Below are 16,911 nucleotides of genomic sequence, written 5' to 3'. Positions count from 1 at the left end.
AGTGCAGGGGACCCGGAGGACCCCTTATTCCTTCGAGCGGACGACGAGGCTCGAACTCGCGACCTCAACCTTGGCAAGGTTGCGCTCTACCAACTGAGCTACGTCCGCCTGTCGGTTCGGTCGGCTCTCGCGTCCCGGCGACGTGTTGAACTCTAGCGGATTCCCGGGCCAGCACAAAAACGCGTTTGTGCAGCGTGCTGCGCTGTGCCTGCTCGCGGACCTGGTCAGGGCCCCCGGCCGGGGCGTGCGGGACATGCCCGGACCACCACTCGAGCGACCCGCCATACACTCGACCACGTGCTCGACCTCCCTCCTCTCGCCCGTTTCGGCACCCGTGTAGCCACCGGCCTCCTCGACGTGACCAGCGATCCGGCGGCCCTCGACGGCGCCGGTTTCTGGGCCGTCTGCGTCGACTTCGAGGGCCGTCCGGTCTGCGCGCGCTTCGCCGACGTACGCGAGGAACCGGTGCCCGCTCCGGTGCCCGGTGCGTGGCGCGGGCCCGCGGCGGGCGACTGGACGTCCTCGCTCGACCGCGCCGCGTACACGGCGGGCGTGCGCCGCATCCGGGAGCACATCGCGGCCGGCCAGGTGTACCAGGCCAACCTCTGCCGAGTCCTGACCGCGCCGGTCGCGTCCGACGCCGACGTGGACGCACTGACCGCCCTGCTGGCCCGGGGCAACCCCGCGCCGTACGCAGGAACGATTCGTCTCCCGGCGCACGGCATAGAGACGGCCACCGCGTCGCCCGAGCTCTTCCTGCGCCGTGCCGGCCGGGTCGTCGAGTCCGGGCCCATCAAGGGCACCGGGCGCACCGAGGCGGACCTCCTGGAGAAGGACTACGCCGAGAACGTGATGATCGTCGACCTCGTCCGCAACGACCTGGGTCAGGTCTGCGCCACCGGCAGCGTGACCGTCCCCGACCTGTGCGCCGTCGAGAAGCACCCAGGTCTGGTCCACCTCGTGTCCACGGTCCGCGGCGAACTGCGCGACGGCGCCGGCTGGCCGGAGCTGCTCGACGCCGCCTTCCCGCCCGGCTCGGTCACCGGCGCCCCCAAGTCCAGCGCCCTGCGGATCATCGACGCGCTGGAGACGGCACCGCGCGGCCCCTACTGCGGCGGCATCGGCTGGGTCGACGCAGACCGGGGGACCGGCGAGCTGGCCGTCGGCATCCGCACCTTCTGGATCGATCGCGCCATCGATCGCGCCCCCGGGGGTCCGGCCGTGCTGCGCTTCGGCACCGGCGCGGGCATCACCTGGGGCTCGGACCCCGAGGCCGAGTGGGCGGAGACCGAGCTGAAGGCCTCCCGACTGCTCGCGATAGCGTCGGGAACGTACGAGGCCAAGGGAGAGGTACTGACGTGAAGATCTGGCTCGACGGCGGGCTGCAGGACGCCGACTCCGCCCGTGTCTCCGTCTTCGACCACGGACTGACCGTGGGCGACGGCATCTTCGAGACGGTGAAGGCGGTCGACGGCGTGGCGTTCGCGCTGACCCGCCATCTCGACCGGCTGACCCGCTCCGCGCGCGGTCTCGGCCTGCCGGACCCCGACCACGACGAGGTCCGCCGCGCCTGCGCCGCCGTCCTCGAGGCCGACCCGATGCCGCTCGGTCGGCTGCGCATCACCTACACCGGCGGTTATGGCCCCCTCGGCTCCGACCGCGGCGAACACGGCCCCACCCTCGTCGTCGCCCTCGGGGAGACCACCCGGCGCGCCGACTCCACGACCGTCGTCACGGTCCCCTGGACCCGCAACGAACGCGGCGCGCTCACCGGCCTGAAGACGACCTCGTACGCCGAGAACGTCGTCGCCCTGGCCCGCGCCCACCAACACGGTGCCACCGAGGCGCTGTTCGCCAACACGGTCGGCCAGCTCTGCGAGGGCACCGGGTCCAACGTGTTCGTCGTCCTGGACGGCGAGATCCACACCCCGCCGCTCGCCTCCGGCTGCCTCGCGGGCATCACACGCGAGCTGACCGTCGAGTGGACCGGCGCCAAGGAGACCGACCTGCCGCTGGACGTGCTGGAACGGGCCGAGGAGGTCTTCCTCACCTCCACCCTGCGGGACGTCCAGGCCGTTCACCGCGTCGACGAGCGCGAACTGCCGGGCACGCCGGGGCCGGTGACCGCCAAGGCGATGCGGATCTTCGCCGAGCGCGCCGCCGACGACCTCGACCCGTAAAGTCCCGGACCGGGCCCGGAAGGACCCGGGAAATCAGGCTGACGGCGCGCGCCGCGGTGGGTAGAAAAGCCCTGATGACCACGACCCTGCGGCCGACCGAGCCGCTTCAGCGCACCGCCGACGGGGCGCTCTCGCGCCACTATCAGGTCTGTGTGAACAGCCGTCCCGTCGGAGCGGTCCACCTCTCGACCTCTACGGCCTACGGCGCCGGCGTGGCCCAGATCGCCGACCTGCGCATCGAGGAACCGGACCGCGGGCGCGGCCGGGGCACGGTGGCCGCGCTGGCCGCCGAGGAGGTGGCCCGCGGCTGGGGCTGCAGGCGGATCGAGATCAGGGTGCCCGCCGACGCGGACACCGCCCTGCGGCTGGCGGTGGCGCTCGGCTACGTCCACCGCAATCGCGGCATGGAGAAGCCCCTGGGCGCCACCGCTCCCCGACTGCCCGAGGGCAGCCGGGGCAGGCCCATGACGGAGGCCGAGTACCTGCCCTGGCTCGAACACGGCGTCGCGGCCTACGCCCAGGACTGGGCGGATCGCGGGGTGCCCGAGGACGAGGCGTGGGCCAGGTCGCGGCGGGACCACGAACGCCTGCTGCCGCAGGGCCGGGCGACGGAGAACATGCTGTTCAGCGTCCTGGAGCAGGACGGCGCACGGGTCGGCACGCTCTGGGTCGCGATCATCGGCGACAAGGCGTTCGTGTACGACGTCGAGACCGACGAGGCCTTCCGCGGCCGAGGCCACGGACGTTCCCTGATGCTGCTGGCCGAGGCCGGGGCGATCGCGGCCGGCAAGCGCGTTCTCGGCCTCAACGTCTTCGCCGGCAACACCCCGGCCGAGCGGCTCTACGAGTCGCTCGGCTATCTGCCCGTGGACTACTCGATGTACAAGAACCTGCTCTGAACCGGCCCGCGCGGAGCCCGCCTCACGCCTGCTCGGCCAGCAGTCGGTCGGCGATAACCTCGACGCGCTCGCGCAGCCCCTCCTGGCTCTTGCCGCCGTCGAGTCGTTCGCCGCCGATGACGTACGTCGGGGTGCCGGTGACGCCGATCGCCTTGCCCTCGGCCTGGTCGGCGTCCACGATCAGGATGTGCCGTCCGTCGATCAGGGCGGTGTCGAACTCCTCGGCGTCAAGCCCGAGTTCACCGGCGACCTCGACCAGGAAGGATTCTCCCGCCCGGGCCAGCTCCTCGACCCGGCCCAGCACGGCCTCGATGTACGGCCATCCCCGGCCCTGCTCGAAGGCCTCCTCGGCGGCCTGCGCGGCGGCGAAGGCGTGCCGGTGCTTCTCCAGCGGGAAGTGCCGCAGCCGCAGCTCGAGCCGGTCGCCGTACCGCTCGCGCAGGGCGCGCAGGTCGTCGAGAGCGCCGCGGCAGTCCGGGCACTGGAGCTCGCACCAGACGTCGAGGACGACGGCGGGACGGGCGGCCGCAGTGCCGGGCGCGGCGGCGGAGGTCGGGGGCGAGTCGTTCATGAAGCCAGTCTTCCAGCCCGGACCCCGGCGCCCCAATCCGGACCACCGGCCGCCCGGGCACGGCGCTCCCGGCCGGGCCGGAGGGACGCCGCGGGCGGCACCTGCGGAGGAGCCGACCCGGAGATGTCCCTGATGTCCGGCCGGAGCATGGCCCGCGAGCGGTGCGCAGGTGCAGGATGGAAGGGACGAGGCGCGGGCCGGTCGGCCGCGGTGCCGAGTCGACGTGATCTCTGCCCGAGTGACCCCACGCCTGGAGGACCGGATGATTGCCGAGACCGTCTGTTCCGCCGCCGCCGTGGCCGGCCTGGGCATCGCGGTGGTCACCGCCTACCGCAAGCGCTTCCTGGCGGCGGCCCGCATCGCCGCCTACGCCCTGGTGCCGCTGGGCCTCGTGATGACCGGCGTCGTCGAATGGGTCGCCGACACCGCCTTCAGCCCGACGGCGTGGGCGGGCTTCGCCGTGCTCGGCGGGGCCTGGGCCTTGTTCGCCACCACCCGCGTCGTGGAGCGCCGCCGCGGCGGCACCCGCAAGGAGCGCAGAGCGGCGGCCCGCGCCGCGCGGGCCGAGACGGTGGCCCCCGCGGCCTCCGCGCCCTCCCTGGGCCAGGCCTCCCGCCCGGCGCCCCGCCCCACGGCCGCGCCCCGCGCGACCGGCGGCTCCGAGGACTTCAGCGACATCGAAGCCATCCTGAAGAAGCACGGCATCTGAACCAGGTCTCTTCACCTGCGCCCATGGGGTGGCCCGGCGATTGAAACGACACAGTCGGCCTGCCCGTGCGCGGAAGTGATCACGGCCCGACAGCGACGTCGCGCAATGCGGCATACTCCCGCTCAATCCGGGCGCGTGATCGCGCGAGGGGCGTCACCTGCGTCATCATCGCCCGCGAGATGCTGGACACGACACAGAGCGACGCCGCGCCGAAGCAGGACGAGCCGCGCGGGTGCCTCTTCGCCCTTTCCCAGCCACCGCTGATGATCTTTCTGGCGGTGATCGGGTGTCTGCTGCTCATGGCTTCGCTGCATGACCTGCTGCTGCTCTGAGCCGTACCCGCGGTCCCCGGCGTCACCCGCCGGGGCCGCGTCGGCATCGACGGACGTCAAGGGACGTCATGGGACGTCGGACGTCATGGTCCGCAAGGAACTCCGAGAGGGAACTCCTCGCGGCGCAGCCGGCCTCAGCCCGCCGCCTCCTTGCGGCGCGCCCGGTAGGCGGCCACGTGCAGACGGTTGCCGCAGGTGCGGCTGTCGCAGTACCGACGGGACCGGTTGCGGGAGAGGTCGACGAAGGCACGTCGGCAGTCCGGAGCCTCGCAGCGCCGAAGCCGCTCCTGCTCCCCGGCCACCACGAAGAACGCCAGTGCCATCCCGCAGTCGGCCGCCAGATGGTCGGCGACCGAGGCGCCCGGCGCGAAGTAGTGCACATGCCAGTCGTAGCCGTCGTGATCCGTGAGGCGTGGCGTGGTGCCCGCGGCGGCGACCAGCTCGTTGATCAGTCCGGCGGCGGCCCGCGGGTCCGACGCCGCGAAGATCCCGGCGAACCGTCCACGGATCTTGCGCACCGCGGACAGGTCGAACTCGGACAGCACGCCGACGTCACTGATCTCGTGCTTTCGTACGAAATCCGCGAGTGCGGAGACATCCGGCAGCGCGTCCGGAGTCGTGTCGTCCTCCGGTGCGGTGTTCACCAGTTCCACCACGGCATCGAGCGCACACCGGGTGTCGTGGGTGATCAGCACATTTCGCTCCCTGGCCTGGGGTCGGGCGAGCGCCCGCCGATGCTGGCCGATGGTAGCCGCACCGGGCGGTCGGGCAACGGCCACTCGTGGACCGGATCCCCGGGCGTCCGACGCCGGGAGGCCGGGGGAGTGCCGCCCGCGCCTGCCGCGCGCACGCCGACGCCGTCCCACGGGAAACCCGTGGCACGGCGTCGGCGCATGCCCTATTCGGTTGTCCTGGCCCGAGCCGTCTCCCCGAGTGGACGGCGCCGGGCAGCTCGGTGTGAGCCTCGCCCTAGCTCTCCGCCAGGATGTGCGAGAGCTCCTGATCGAGATCGAAGTGCCGGTGTTCCGTGCCAGGGGGCACGGCGGCGTCCGTCCGCTTCAGGAAGGACTCCAGGGCCCGCGCAGGGGCCTCGAGCAGGGCTTCGCCCTCGGGAGAGCTCAGGGCGATGCAGACGACGCCCTGACCGTGACTGCGCGACGGCCAGACACGGACGTCGCCGGTGCCCGTGGGCCGGTGCAGGCCCTCGGCGAGCAGGTCGCGGGCGAACACCCACTCGACGGTCTCCTCAGCACCGGTGTGGAAGGTGGCGTGCACGGCGTAGGGGTCGGCCGTGTCGTACCGCAGGCCTGCGGGGACAGGCAGGGACGACTCGCTCGACACAACGAGGCGCAGGTGCAGCTCGCAGCTGACCGTGGTGTTCATAAGCGCCAGGGCCTTTCGCTCAGTGTGCGCTCGGGGATTCGCACGTCGGCGAAATCGACATGCCACCTACGGTGCCGTTGTAAACCCCTCTGAGTGTTTTGCGTGCCTTTACGTAACTCTTCCGGCCGACAGTGCGTTCGCCCAGTACCACCATTCCGGTGACCGGATTCTCTCGGGTAGGGTCAGGCTGTATGAACACGGGGAGTGACGAGTCGGGCGAGGCGGTCATGGCGGCGGAGAGGTCGAAGCCGGGCGGAGCGTCGGAGGAGCAGCAGGACCAGGGGCTCGGCTCCAGGGCGCCCGAATTCGTCAAGGCGCGCCGCATGCTGCACCTGAGCTGGCAGGTCGGGGTCTTCGTGATCGGCCTCGCCGTGGTGGCCGCCGGCATCGTCATGCTGCCGCTGCCCGGTCCCGGCTGGGTGGTGATCTTCGGCGGCATGGCGATCTGGGCGACCGAGTTCGTCTGGGCGCAGCTGGTGCTCCGCTGGACCAAGCGCAAGGTCACCGAGGCGGCCCAGCGCGCGCTCGACCCGAAGGTGCGCCGCCGCAACATCACCCTGACCGCGATCGGCCTCGTGATCATCGCCGTCCTGACGGGCGTCTACCTGTGGAAGTTCGGCTTCGAGATGCCCTGGAAGATCAAGGACCAGTGATCCGCCGCGGAGGCGCGGGGGCGGGTCGGCCGTGGTCAGGGCCACCCGCTGACATGGGGTAATGTTCTTCCTGCGTCCGGGCGATTAGCTCAGTGGGAGAGCGCTTCGTTCACACCGAAGAGGTCACTGGTTCGAACCCAGTATCGCCCACCCGGAACGTCGGCCCGTCTGCGAGAACGCAGACGGGCCGACGTCGTTGGTACGGCGGTCGGCACAAGAACGACGCCCGCGCCCACGGAGACCTCCGGGCCCGTGGAGCCCGCCCGCGCCGCCTCTCCGGCCCGCGCCGCGCCTCTCCGGCCCGTGGGGCCCGCCCGCGCCGCTTCTCCCGCCCGCGCCGTCCCTCCCGTCCGTCGAGTCCCGCCGCGTCGCATCCTCGGTTCGGGGAGTCCGGCCGTGCCCCCTCTCCGGGCCCGTCGAGACCCCCGCGTCGTCTATTCGGTCCGTCGAGCCCGGCCCGCGTCGCCTCTCGGTCCGTCGAGCCCGGCCCGCGTCGCCTCTCGGTCCGTCGGGCCCGGCCCGCGTCGCCTCTCGGCCCGTCGGGCCCGGCCGTGCCGCCTCTCGGCCCGTCGGGCCCGGCCATGCCGCCTCCTCGGTCACCCGTTGTCGACGCGCACCCGCCCTCGTGTTCCTGTGCCATCACACGCCCGCTCACCACGCCCGCTCCTCCCGCCGGAGGGCCGCCCCCCTCGACGGAGGACCGCCCCCCGCCGGAGGGCCGCCCCCCGGCCGGAAGACCGCTCCTTCCGCCGGCCCGCGCCGCATCTCCCGAGCGGCCGAGTCGCCGCATGTCGCCACTCGTCTCTCTCGTCCCGGCAAGCTCACACTCCTCGGTCGACTCCCTTACCCGTAGGCGGATTTCAGCCCCTCGACATGATCTTCCGATGGCCAGCCAGGGGTTCGGGGTACCGAACAGACGCCCGCCACCTGCAAGTTCGTCCCCGTCACGCGACCACGTGACCCAGGCGAACGCGGTTCACCGGAGAGCGGGCGCACAAGAAATTCCTGTCCGAATCATTGACGCTCTCTCAACCCCCTCGTACCTTGTGCCAGCAAGCGCTTTCTTGAAACGATTCATGCAAGCGGCAACGACGCTGCGGGGAGGGCCCGACTGTGGGAACCAGCAGGAATGTTGAGAGGCGAACGATCCTGAAGGCCGCGGGGGCGACGGCGGCCACACTGGGCCTGGCCGCGACCACGGGGTGCGGGGGAGACGACGGCGCGTCGGCGGACGGGACGGTCACGATCCGTTACGCGTGGTGGGGTGGCGAGCCGCGCACCATCGCCATCAAGAAGACGATCGCGCTCTTCGAGAAGAAGTACCCGAAGATCAAGATCAAGCCCGAATTCACCGACTACGAGGCGTTCTGGGAGAAGTTCCAGACCCAGGCCTCCGGCGGGAATCCGCCGGACGTTTTCCAGAATGCCGTCGGCTTTCTGCGCAAGTACGACAAGCGCGGTGTTCTGATGGATCTCAAGGCGCAGGCGGACGCGGGGAACCTGAGCCTGGAGAACTTCCGCAACGGGGTTCTGGCGAACGGTCAGGTCGACGGCAAGCAGATCGGCATACCCGTCGGGGCCAACACCATGTCGCTCGTCGTCGACCTCAAGGCCTTCAAGAAGGCCGGCGTCGAGCCGAAGTTCGGCTGGACCTGGGACGAGTACTTCGCCGCGCTGCAGACGATCCAGGACAAGCTGAAGATCGCCGGTGACACCGGCTACTTCAACATCATGTACCTCTACGACCTGTACCTGCGTCAGAACGGCAAGGCCTTCTTCACCGACAGCGATCTCGGCTTCACCGAGGACGATGTGACGCAGTGGTGGGCGGACGGCTACAAGCGCGTGAAGTCCGGGCTGGTCGCCGACCCGAAGAAGATCGAGCAGGTCAAGCCGAAGTCCGGACTCTCGGCGGGCCTCGCCGCGTCCGAGTTCACCTGGGACAACTTCTCCATCCGCTACCAGGGCGAGGGCGAGTCGGACTACGGGCTCGCGCCGATCCCCACCACGGACGGCAAGGACACCGGCCAGTACCTCGGTTCGCTGATGCTGAGCGCCTTCTCCGGGACGAAGCACCCGAAGGAAGTGGCCCAGTTCATCGACTTCATGGTCCACGACCCCGAGGTCGGCAAGATCATGGGCTACGACCGAGGCATCCTCGCCACCACCGAGCAGTACGACGCCTTCAAGCCGACCGACCCCAACAACAAGGGCGTCTCGGCCTACGAGGACGAGGTCGCCAAGGCCGGCGTCCTCGGGAAGATCACCCCGCACCCGTCCGGCGCGGACGTCATCGAGGCGGCCTTCCTGCGGATCGGCGGTGAGGTCGCCCAGGGCAAGACCAAGCCCGCCGACGCGGCGAAGGCGCTGTTCAGCGAGGCCAAGGCCGCGTTCGCGGGCTGAGGGGACGTACCACCATGACGCTCGTCAAGGAAGCGCCCGCGCGCCCGGCGAAGAAGCGGTCCGCCGCTCCTGTCGCCGGGCGGCGCGGGCGGCGCCGCGAGAACCTCGCCGGCTATCTCTTCATGTCGCCGTGGATCGCGGGTTTCCTGCTGCTCACGGCGGGGCCGATGATCGCGTCGCTCTACTACGCGTTCACCAGCTACAACCTGTTCACGCCGCCCCGGTGGGTGGGGCTGGACAACTTCACGACGATGTTCCAGGATCCGCGCTGGCAGAAGTCGGTTCAGGTCACGCTGAAGTACGTCGTCGTGGCCACGCCGCTGAAGCTGCTCCTCGCGCTGGGAGTGGCGCTGCTGCTCGCCCAGAAGCGGCGCGGACAGGCCCTGTACCGGGCCGCCTTCTACATGCCGTCGCTGATCGGCGCCAGCGTCTCCGTGGGCTTCGTGTGGCGGGCGCTGTTCTCCGACGACGCCGCCGTGGACCGTACGCAGAAGATCTTCGGCCTCGACGTCGGGGGCTGGATCGGCAACCCGGACTACGTCCTGTACTCCCTGGTGGCGCTGAGCATCTGGCAGTTCGGCGCGCCCATGGTCATCTTCCTGGCGGGGCTCAAACAGGTGCCGCAGGAGCTGTACGAGGCCGCCGAGATGGACGGAGCCGGCCCCTTGCGGCGGTTCTGGAACATCACGCTGCCGATGATTTCCCCGGTGCTCTTCTTCAACGTGCTGCTGGAGTCCATCCACGCGTTCCAGGTGTTCGGCTCGGCGTACGTCGTCTCCGACACCCGGTGCGGACCGGCCGACGCCACCCTCGTCTACACCTGTTACCTGTATCAGAAGGGCTTCAAGGAGGCTCAGATGGGCTTCGCCTCCGCGATGGCCTGGACGCTCGTGGTCGCGGTGGCGCTCGTCACGGCGGTCCTGTTCTGGTCGCAGAAGAAGTGGGTGCACTACGAGGAGGCCGCCAAGTGACCAGTGCCACCGGCCCCGCCGTGCGCCCCGCGAACGAGCGGCGGCGCATCGGATCCCTCGCCTGGCACGTGGGCGCGATCCTCGTGCTCGCGGTCGTCCTCTACCCGGTGATCTGGGTGCTCGGCGCGTCGTTCAAGCCGAGCAAGGACATCATCGCCAGCCTCGACCTGCTGCCCACCGAGCCGGTCTGGGCCAACTTCTCCGGGCTCGCCGACGGCATCTCCGGCATCTCCATCACCAGCTTCTTCAGCAACTCGCTGATGTACGCGGGTCTGGCCGTGGTCGGGGTGGTGCTCTCCAGCTCGCTGACGGCGTACGCCTTCGCCAAGATCCGGTTCGCCGGGCGGAACCTGCTGTTCACCCTGATGATCGGCACCCTGCTGCTGCCGTACCACGTGCTGCTCATCCCGCAGTACGTGCTGTTCCGCAACCTCGGGTACATCGACACGCTCGTGCCGCTCGTCGCGGGCAAGTTCCTGGCCACGGAGGCGTTCTTCGTCTTCCTGATGGTGCAGTTCATGCGCGGGCTGCCGCGCGAGCTGGACGAGGCCGCCAAGCTCGACGGCTGCGGGCACCTGAGGACCTACTGGTCCATCGTGCTGCCGCTGAGCCGCCCGGCCCTCATCACCAGCGCCATCTTCACGTTCATCAACGCGTGGAACGACTTCATGGGGCCGTTGATCTATCTCAACACCCCTTCCAAGTACACCGTCTCGCTCGGCCTGATGATGTTCCGTGACCAGGAGGGCATCTCCAACTACGGCAGCATGATCGCGATGTCGCTGGTGGCGCTGGTGCCGGTCATCGCCTTCTTCATGGCCTTCCAGCGCTATCTCATCGACGGCATGGCGACCTCCGGACTGAAGGGCTGAGGCGGTCACCATGGCGCATGCTGGCGTGAAGGCCCGCTCCCGGCGCAGGGAGTCCGTGTTCGGCGAGCGTTTCGCGGTGTTCGCCGAGTGTCTGCTCACCGGAGTGTGGATCGCCGTGGCCTGTCTCGGGGTCGTCACCTACCCCGCGGCCTTCGCCGCCGGCGCACGGCATCTGCGCCGTCGGACGACTCACGAGGACGGTGGCCTGCGGGAGTTCGTCGCGGACTTCCGGGCGGCCGTACGCGGCGGGTGGCTCGTCGGGCTGGCCGGGTGGGCGGCGGCCGTCGCGGTCTGGGTGGACGTCCTGGCCGCGCGGGCCGGGATTCCCGGTGGCCCGTTCGTCGGGGCCGTCGGCGTCCTCGCGCTGATCGGGCTTGCCGTGGCCCTGCTGCGGGCGGCGGCCGTCTGGACTCCGGGCCGTGCCTGGCGGGCGCTGCTCGCGGATGCCGGGCGGCGGACCGTGCTCGATCCCGCCGGGTCCTTCCTGGTCGTCTGCGGGCTGGCCGTCGTCACCCTGTCCGCCTGGTTCGTCGCGCCGCTGGCGGTCCCCGTCCTCGGGGCCGTCGCGGCGGCGGCCGTCGCCGTCGAGGAGCGGTACCGGCACCGCTGACGGCCGCTCCCCCGTACAAGGTCGGCGCCCCGTGCGCCGCGCCTCTCTCTGTCATGCCCCTGACCACACCTGCACCCGCACGGAAAGGAAAGGCTGCATCTCATGTCTCCCATCCCCCGTAGGTCCCTCCTCAAGGCGGCCGCCGTCGCCGGCGCCGCCGCGCAGTTCAGCTGGGCCCTGGGCGCCAAGGACGCGCAGGCCGAGCCCAGAGCCGCCGCGGCCGACGCCGATCCGGTGACCCTGGACTGGCTGGAGGACGGCGGCCTCGGCGCCGCCCCCGGCTCCACGCTCGGCGTGCCCTGGCCCGTGGGCACGTACCAGGAGGACCAGACCTTCGCGCTGACGGACGCCGACGGCAAGGACGTCCCCGTACAGTCCTGGCCGCTCGCCTACTGGCCGGACGGGTCGCTGAAGTGGACGGCGCACGCCGTCGGTTCGGGCTCCGGCAAGCTCACCCTCACCGCCGGCACCCCGGCCGAGCCCGCGAAGAAGGTGACCGTCGACAAGCGCGGCGGCACCATCGACGTGTCGACGGGCGTCATCACCGCGAAGATCGGCACGTCGGGCGCGACCCTCATCAAATCCGTCACCCGCGGCTCCACCGAGATCGCCAAGAACGGCCGACTGGTGCTGATCCGGCAGCCCGAGATCGAGGACGAGGACCAGGGCGCCGTCAAGACCGAACGCTTCGAGGGCGCCATCGACGGCGTCACCGTCGAGCAGAGCGGCCCGGTCCGCGCGGTCGTCCGCATCGACGGCAAGCACCGCAAGGGCAGCCGCAGTTGGCTGCCGTTCTCCATCCGCCTCTACTTCTACGCGGGCGCCGACTCCTTCCGCATGGTGCACACCATCACCTACGACGGGAAGCAGGAGCCGGGCAAGGCGAGCGGCGACTTCATCCGCGGGCTGGGCGTGCGCTTCACCGTCCCGATGCGCGACGAGTCCTACGACCGCCACATCCGTATCGGCGGCGAGGGCACCGGTCTGCTGCGCGAGGCGGTCAAGGGCATCACCGGTCTGCGCCGTGACCCCGGCGCGGCGGTGCAGGCGGCCCAGTACGCGGGCCAGAAGCTCCCCGACCCCGCCACCTGGGACCAGCGGGTCACCACCCGCCTCCAGTACATCCCCGAGTGGGGCGACTACACCCTCTCCCAGCTGTCGGCGGACGGCTTCACGCTCCGCAAGCGCACCAAGAAGGGCTACGGCTGGATCGGCGCCGGCGGCGGCAAGCGGGCCTCCGGCTTCGGATACGTCGGCGGGGCGAGCGGCGGCTTCTCCTTCGGCCTCAGGGACTTCTGGGAGAAGCACCCCGCCCAGCTGGACGTCCGTGACGCGCACACCGACGAGGCCGAGGTCACCCTCTGGCTCTGGTCACCCGAGGCCCAGCCCATGGACCTGCGCTTCTACCACGACGGCATGGGCCAGGACACCTTCCCCGAACAGCTCGAAGGCCTCAACATCACCTACGAGGACTACGAGCCCGGCTTCGGCACCCCCTACGGCATCGCCCGTACGTCCGAACTCCTCTTCTGGGCCAACGAGTCGACGCCCGCCCCCGAGAAGCTCGCCGAACAGGTCGAGGCCGTACGGGTGCTGCCCCAGCTCGCCGCCCCGCCCCGGCAGCTCATCAAGGCCAAGGTGTTCGGGCCGGGCCTCTACGCCGAGCCGGACCGCTCCACCCCCGCCAAGGCGAAGATCGAGGACCATCTCGACTTCCTCTTCACCTACTACAAGGACCAGGTGGAGCAGCGCCGCTGGTACGGCTTCTGGGACTACGGCGACATCATGCACACCTATGACACCGTCAGGCACCAGTGGCGGTACGACATCGGCGGCTACGCCTGGGACAACTCCGAGCTCTCGCCCGACCTCTGGCTCTGGTTCACCTATCTGCGCAGCGGCCGCGCGGACATCTTCCGCTTCGCGGAGGCGATGACCCGGCACACCGGCGAGGTCGACGTCTACCACCTCGGCCAGTGGGCGGGGCTGGGCACCCGGCACGGCGTGCAGCACTACGCCGACAGCGCCAAGCAGCAGCGCATCGCCAACACCACCTACCGCCGGTACTACTACTTCCTCACCGCGGACGAACGCGTCGGCGACCTCATGCACGCCAACGTCGACTCCGACGAGACGTTCCTCGCCCTGGACCCGCTGCGCAAGATCCGCACCGAGCCGTACACCCCCGACCGGCACGCCCTGTCGATCGGCTTCGGCACCGACTGGAGCGGCCTGGTTTCGGCGTGGCTTACCGAGTGGGAACGCAGGGGCCCGAAGTGGGAGAAGGCGAAGGCCCGCGTCCTGTCCACCATGGAGACCATCGGAGCCCAGCCCAACGGCTTCGTGCAGGGCAGTGGCCTGTACGACCTCGACACCGGCAGGTTCGCGGTGGCCACGACCCCGGTCGTCGGCGTCTCGCACCTGTCGGCCGTCTTCGGCCTCAACGAACTGTGCGCCGAGCTCATCCACCTGGTCGACATCCCGAAGTTCAAGGAGGCGTACCTCGACTACTGCCGCTACTTCAACGCCACCAAGGCGGAACAGGCGGCGCGCTACGGCAGCAACTTCGGCACCCTGCTGCTCTTCCAGGGCCACTCACGTCTCGACGCGTACGCCGCCGTCCAGACCGGGGACGAGACGCTCGCCAAGCGGGCCTGGTCGAAGTTCTACAGCTCCGACGGCTACACCGAGTCTTCGCCGTGGAAGACGGAGCCGGTGAGCGGCCCCGCCGCCCTGGTCGCGGGCAGCGAGGCCGCCTGGGTGGCCACCAACGACACCGCCCTCTACGGTCTCGCCGCCATCGAGAACCTGGCACTGCTCGGCGACAAGATGCCGTAGCGGGCGGCTAGTTCATCCGCCCCAGGACCTCCCGCACCCGCCGGACATCGCGCAGCCGCCGCTCGTACGTCGCACCGAGTGCGAGCAGCAGCAGCCCGGCGAGGGCGGGAGGTACCCAGCGGGGGAGCGCGTCGGTCACCTGGACGAGATACGGGGCCAGCTCGTGCAGCGTGACCAGGGCGAGCACCGAGCCGCCCAGCACGAGCGGGGCCCGCAGCCGGTGCCGGGCGCCGAGCAGGGTCAGCAGCAGCCCGGCCGCGCCCAGCAGCAGCGGCCGTGTCCACTCGGGGTCGCTCCAGGCCATGGTGAGGCTCGGCAGCAGCGTGACGGTGAGACCGGGACCGTACGCCGTCCAGGACGACGCGGCCGGGTCGCGGCGCCTGCGCAGGACTCCGGCGAGCAGCGCGGGGACCGTGACCGGCAGCGTGTACGCCTCCGGGAGCCCCACCCGCCAGGCCGCCAGCCGGACCCAGGTGGCCAGCACGAAGAGGGCGACGGCCGCGTAGCCGACGTCACGGCGGTCCGGGCGTACGGCCGTGCCCGCCGCGATCACCCCGCACAGGGACAGCACCAGGGCGAGCAGGGGCGGGTCGGCCACCGCGAGGCCGATGGCGACGAGCCCGGCGACGGCCCCCGTCACCTCGACCGCCACCGTCGTCACGGGGTCGGCGAGCCGTGCCGCGAGCAGGGCCGCGGCCACCGGGACGACGAGCACCAGCAGCGCGACGTGCTCCGGCCGCCAGTCGGCGGACGCGCCCACGGCGCAGGCCAGGGCCGTGGCCCAGCCCAGGGAGGCGGCCGCGGACACCGGCGCCTGCCGACCGCGCCACGCGGCTGCCGCGAACACCACGGTCAGCGACGCGAGTACGGCGAGGGTGGCCGGCTCGGTGGCCAGGGACAGGAAGGCCAGGCCGAGGGCGGTCAGCGGGGCGAGCCCGGCGGCCGTCCGTGCCGCCGACCCCTGAAGCACCGGTGCCAGGAGCGCCGGCACCATGAGCCCCTGGATCAACAGAGCGGCGAGATAGGGGAGTTCCAGCGCCGAGGGCGTGACGAGCACCGCGGCCCAGGTCAGCGTCAGCGCGGCGGTCAGCGCCCGCGGGCGCCACTTCTCGCCGCGGACCGCCGTGGCCAGGACCGCGGCGACCGCGACGAGGATCAGCGGCACCGTGACGGCGTACGGCGGCCAGAAGGCGTCGACCGTCACCGCGGCACGGGCGTCGGCCGGAGCCCCGGACCAGACGTGGCCCAGCCACGCCGTCGGTCCCAGCAGCGTGACGGCCACGGCCGGCACCGCCCACAGCACCGCGCCCGCCTGGACAATGCCGGACGCCAGAGCGACACCCCGGCGCACCGCCACCGGGCCCCGCGCGGCGGCCGGCAGCGCGATCCCGCAGGCCAGGACGGCCGGCACCACCCAGTCACCGGGCACCGACACCCGTAGGACACCGCCCAGGCCGGCCACCACGCACAGGGCGCCGGTCGCCGCCATGCCCGTGGCGAGCCCTGTCCGCGGCGCGAACCGGGCCACGCCCAGGGCGATCACCGCCGCCAGGAAGAGGAGCGCCGCCGCACGGGCGGCGGCGCTCGGACCGGCCGCTCCCAGGCAGAGCACACCGGCCGCCAGGACGCCCCAGCCGCCCGTGCCGAACGCGCACACCAGGGCGACGAGACGCACCGGCCGCTCGGCCGCCCGGAGCGCGACCAGCGCGTCGAACGCCGTCGTCAGCAGCACCGCGGCCGTGACCGTGAGCGGCCCGCCGCCGAGCGCGATCGTCCAGAGCGCCAGGGGGAGTTGCGCGGCCGCGAGGGCGGCGGGGTGGGGCAGGCGCAGCGCGGACGAGCCCGGCAGTGCGGCGAGCGCCGTGCCGTAGGCCGCCCACAGAGCCGCCACCGCCGTCGAAGCGGTCGCCGCGTACGTCGTCGCGTCCGCCGCCGTGAACACCACCTCGTGCAGGGCGTAGGCGTCCAGCACCGTCAGCGCGAGGCCGAGGCCCGCCACCGACTCGGCGGTCGAGCGCAGCCCCCGCCGCAGCAGCGCCACGGGCGCGCCGAGCACCGCCAGCGTGACCGCGCCCAGCACCAGGGAGCGGCCGGCGATCCCCAGATGCCCCCAGCTGACCAGCGTGAACACCATCGCAGCGATGGTGAGCAGGATGCCGCCGAGCAGGAGGAGGACGTTCTGCACGCCCGGGGCGGTCGCCTCGGGTCGGTCGGCAGGGCCGGACCGCGCCGGGGGGCTCGGCCACACCGGCGGGGCCGGCTGCGCCACCTGCTGAAGCGTCGTGATCAACCAGGCGCGGCGGGCCAGCAACTGGGCCCGACGGGCGTCCAGTCGCCGGAGCTCGCTGTCGAGGAAGCGCAGCTCCTCGGCCGGGGGCGGAAAATACGTCATGTCCCGGAGTGTGGTCCGCGTCACGCCCCACGGCATGAGCGCACGTACTCAGGACGTACTCAAATGCCGTGGGCCCGACCCGCGCGGGCACACTCGGA

The 16,911-nt window shown here is 71.4% G+C and carries 15 protein-coding genes and 2 tRNA genes; 12 read left to right on the top strand and 5 right to left on the bottom strand.

Annotated elements, in window-relative coordinates; translation table 11 throughout:
- Nucleotides 1-35: 35 nt before the first annotated feature.
- Nucleotides 36-108, bottom strand: a tRNA-Gly gene (locus ACIRPU_RS14905).
- Nucleotides 109-297: 189 nt separating this feature from the next.
- Between ACIRPU_RS14905 and ACIRPU_RS14900 the strand changes: the two genes are divergently transcribed.
- From ACIRPU_RS14900 to ACIRPU_RS14890, 3 genes are all read left to right on the top strand, one after another.
- Entirely contained in the window at nt 298-1,362 is a 1,065-nt protein-coding gene (locus ACIRPU_RS14900; protein WP_403866583.1) for a chorismate-binding protein, read from the top strand.
- Nucleotides 1,359-2,180: an aminotransferase class IV gene (locus tag ACIRPU_RS14895; RefSeq protein ID WP_403866580.1), complete on the top strand. Its 822-nt coding sequence runs from the start codon at nt 1,359-1,361 to the stop codon at nt 2,178-2,180. Before ACIRPU_RS14900 ends, ACIRPU_RS14895 begins: the two co-directional genes overlap by 4 nt.
- A gap of 74 nt (nt 2,181-2,254) precedes the next feature.
- Nucleotides 2,255-3,079, top strand: coding sequence for a GNAT family N-acetyltransferase (locus ACIRPU_RS14890; protein ID WP_403866577.1), 825 nt, complete (start codon nt 2,255-2,257; stop codon nt 3,077-3,079).
- Between the two features lie 22 nt (nt 3,080-3,101).
- Here the strand turns inward: ACIRPU_RS14890 and ACIRPU_RS14885 are convergent, their stop codons facing one another.
- A complete protein-coding gene (locus ACIRPU_RS14885; protein ID WP_403866574.1) occupies nt 3,102-3,650 on the bottom strand; it encodes a DsbA family protein in 549 nt (182 codons plus the stop codon).
- A 262-nt stretch (nt 3,651-3,912) separates the two neighbouring features.
- Between ACIRPU_RS14885 and ACIRPU_RS14880 the strand changes: the two genes are divergently transcribed.
- Nucleotides 3,913-4,359 (top strand): hypothetical protein, encoded by a 447-nt coding sequence (locus tag ACIRPU_RS14880; protein ID WP_403866571.1) that lies wholly within the window; start codon nt 3,913-3,915, stop codon nt 4,357-4,359.
- A 179-nt stretch (nt 4,360-4,538) separates the two neighbouring features.
- The gene (locus ACIRPU_RS14875) at nt 4,539-4,691 is read left to right on the top strand and encodes a hypothetical protein (RefSeq protein WP_199825075.1); all 153 of its coding nucleotides are present in this window, start codon (nt 4,539-4,541) and stop codon (nt 4,689-4,691) included.
- 134 nt (nt 4,692-4,825) lie between these two features.
- Here the strand turns inward: ACIRPU_RS14875 and ACIRPU_RS14870 are convergent, their stop codons facing one another.
- Together ACIRPU_RS14870 and ACIRPU_RS14865 are read right to left on the bottom strand one after the other, a co-directional pair.
- Nucleotides 4,826-5,386 (bottom strand): CGNR zinc finger domain-containing protein, encoded by a 561-nt coding sequence (locus tag ACIRPU_RS14870; RefSeq protein WP_385562556.1) that lies wholly within the window; start codon nt 5,384-5,386, stop codon nt 4,826-4,828.
- Between the two features lie 274 nt (nt 5,387-5,660).
- Nucleotides 5,661-6,074, bottom strand: coding sequence for an SsgA family sporulation/cell division regulator (locus tag ACIRPU_RS14865; RefSeq protein ID WP_004002642.1), 414 nt, complete (start codon nt 6,072-6,074; stop codon nt 5,661-5,663).
- Between the two features lie 191 nt (nt 6,075-6,265).
- On the opposite strand from ACIRPU_RS14865, the gene ACIRPU_RS14860 reads away from it, so the two are divergent.
- The 7 genes from ACIRPU_RS14860 (at nt 6,266) to ACIRPU_RS14830 (ending at nt 14,421) form a co-directional block, all read left to right on the top strand.
- Nucleotides 6,266-6,727, top strand: coding sequence for a TIGR02611 family protein (locus ACIRPU_RS14860; protein ID WP_403866567.1), 462 nt, complete (start codon nt 6,266-6,268; stop codon nt 6,725-6,727).
- A gap of 78 nt (nt 6,728-6,805) precedes the next feature.
- A tRNA-Val gene (locus ACIRPU_RS14855) sits at nt 6,806-6,877 on the top strand.
- Nucleotides 6,878-7,840: 963 nt separating this feature from the next.
- A complete protein-coding gene (locus ACIRPU_RS14850; protein WP_403866564.1) occupies nt 7,841-9,130 on the top strand; it encodes an ABC transporter substrate-binding protein in 1,290 nt (429 codons plus the stop codon).
- Nucleotides 9,131-9,144: 14 nt separating this feature from the next.
- Nucleotides 9,145-10,101, top strand: a complete 957-nt coding sequence (locus ACIRPU_RS14845; protein WP_403866561.1) for a carbohydrate ABC transporter permease — start codon at nt 9,145-9,147, stop codon at nt 10,099-10,101.
- Nucleotides 10,098-10,973 carry a carbohydrate ABC transporter permease gene (locus tag ACIRPU_RS14840; RefSeq protein ID WP_403866558.1) on the top strand — a complete coding sequence of 292 codons (876 nt, stop codon included), beginning with the start codon at nt 10,098-10,100 and terminating at the stop codon, nt 10,971-10,973. Before ACIRPU_RS14845 ends, ACIRPU_RS14840 begins: the two co-directional genes overlap by 4 nt.
- Nucleotides 10,974-10,983: 10 nt before the next feature.
- Nucleotides 10,984-11,583: a hypothetical protein gene (locus ACIRPU_RS14835; protein ID WP_403866555.1), complete on the top strand. Its 600-nt coding sequence runs from the start codon at nt 10,984-10,986 to the stop codon at nt 11,581-11,583.
- A 102-nt stretch (nt 11,584-11,685) separates the two neighbouring features.
- Nucleotides 11,686-14,421, top strand: coding sequence for a Tat pathway signal sequence domain protein (locus ACIRPU_RS14830; protein WP_403866552.1), 2,736 nt, complete (start codon nt 11,686-11,688; stop codon nt 14,419-14,421).
- A gap of 7 nt (nt 14,422-14,428) precedes the next feature.
- Here the strand turns inward: ACIRPU_RS14830 and ACIRPU_RS14825 are convergent, their stop codons facing one another.
- Nucleotides 14,429-16,849: an SCO7613 C-terminal domain-containing membrane protein gene (locus ACIRPU_RS14825; protein ID WP_403866549.1), complete on the bottom strand. Its 2,421-nt coding sequence runs from the start codon at nt 16,847-16,849 to the stop codon at nt 14,429-14,431.
- Between the last annotated feature and the right edge of the window lie 62 nt (nt 16,850-16,911).

The organism is Streptomyces sp. NPDC102259 (assembly GCF_044766465.1).
Classification (GTDB): Bacteria; Actinomycetota; Actinomycetes; order Streptomycetales; family Streptomycetaceae; genus Streptomyces.
This window is presented reverse-complemented; position numbering and strand designations above follow the sequence as displayed.

Bases quoted from the DNA above. Each gene is read 5' to 3' on its own strand.
- ACIRPU_RS14890 (WP_403866577.1), top strand. From the start codon at position 2,255: ATGACCACGACCCTGCGGCCGACCGAGCCGCTTCAGCGCACCGCCGAC.
- ACIRPU_RS14885 (WP_403866574.1), bottom strand. From the start codon at position 3,650: ATGAACGACTCGCCCCCGACCTCCGCCGCCGCGCCCGGCACTGCGGCC.
- ACIRPU_RS14880 (WP_403866571.1), top strand. From the start codon at position 3,913: ATGATTGCCGAGACCGTCTGTTCCGCCGCCGCCGTGGCCGGCCTGGGC.
- ACIRPU_RS14875 (WP_199825075.1), top strand. From the start codon at position 4,539: ATGCTGGACACGACACAGAGCGACGCCGCGCCGAAGCAGGACGAGCCG.
- ACIRPU_RS14865 (WP_004002642.1), bottom strand. From the start codon at position 6,074: ATGAACACCACGGTCAGCTGCGAGCTGCACCTGCGCCTCGTTGTGTCG.
- ACIRPU_RS14860 (WP_403866567.1), top strand. From the start codon at position 6,266: ATGAACACGGGGAGTGACGAGTCGGGCGAGGCGGTCATGGCGGCGGAG.
- ACIRPU_RS14845 (WP_403866561.1), top strand. From the start codon at position 9,145: ATGACGCTCGTCAAGGAAGCGCCCGCGCGCCCGGCGAAGAAGCGGTCC.
- ACIRPU_RS14835 (WP_403866555.1), top strand. From the start codon at position 10,984: ATGGCGCATGCTGGCGTGAAGGCCCGCTCCCGGCGCAGGGAGTCCGTG.
- ACIRPU_RS14830 (WP_403866552.1), top strand. From the start codon at position 11,686: ATGTCTCCCATCCCCCGTAGGTCCCTCCTCAAGGCGGCCGCCGTCGCC.
- ACIRPU_RS14825 (WP_403866549.1), bottom strand. From the start codon at position 16,849: ATGCCGTGGGGCGTGACGCGGACCACACTCCGGGACATGACGTATTTT.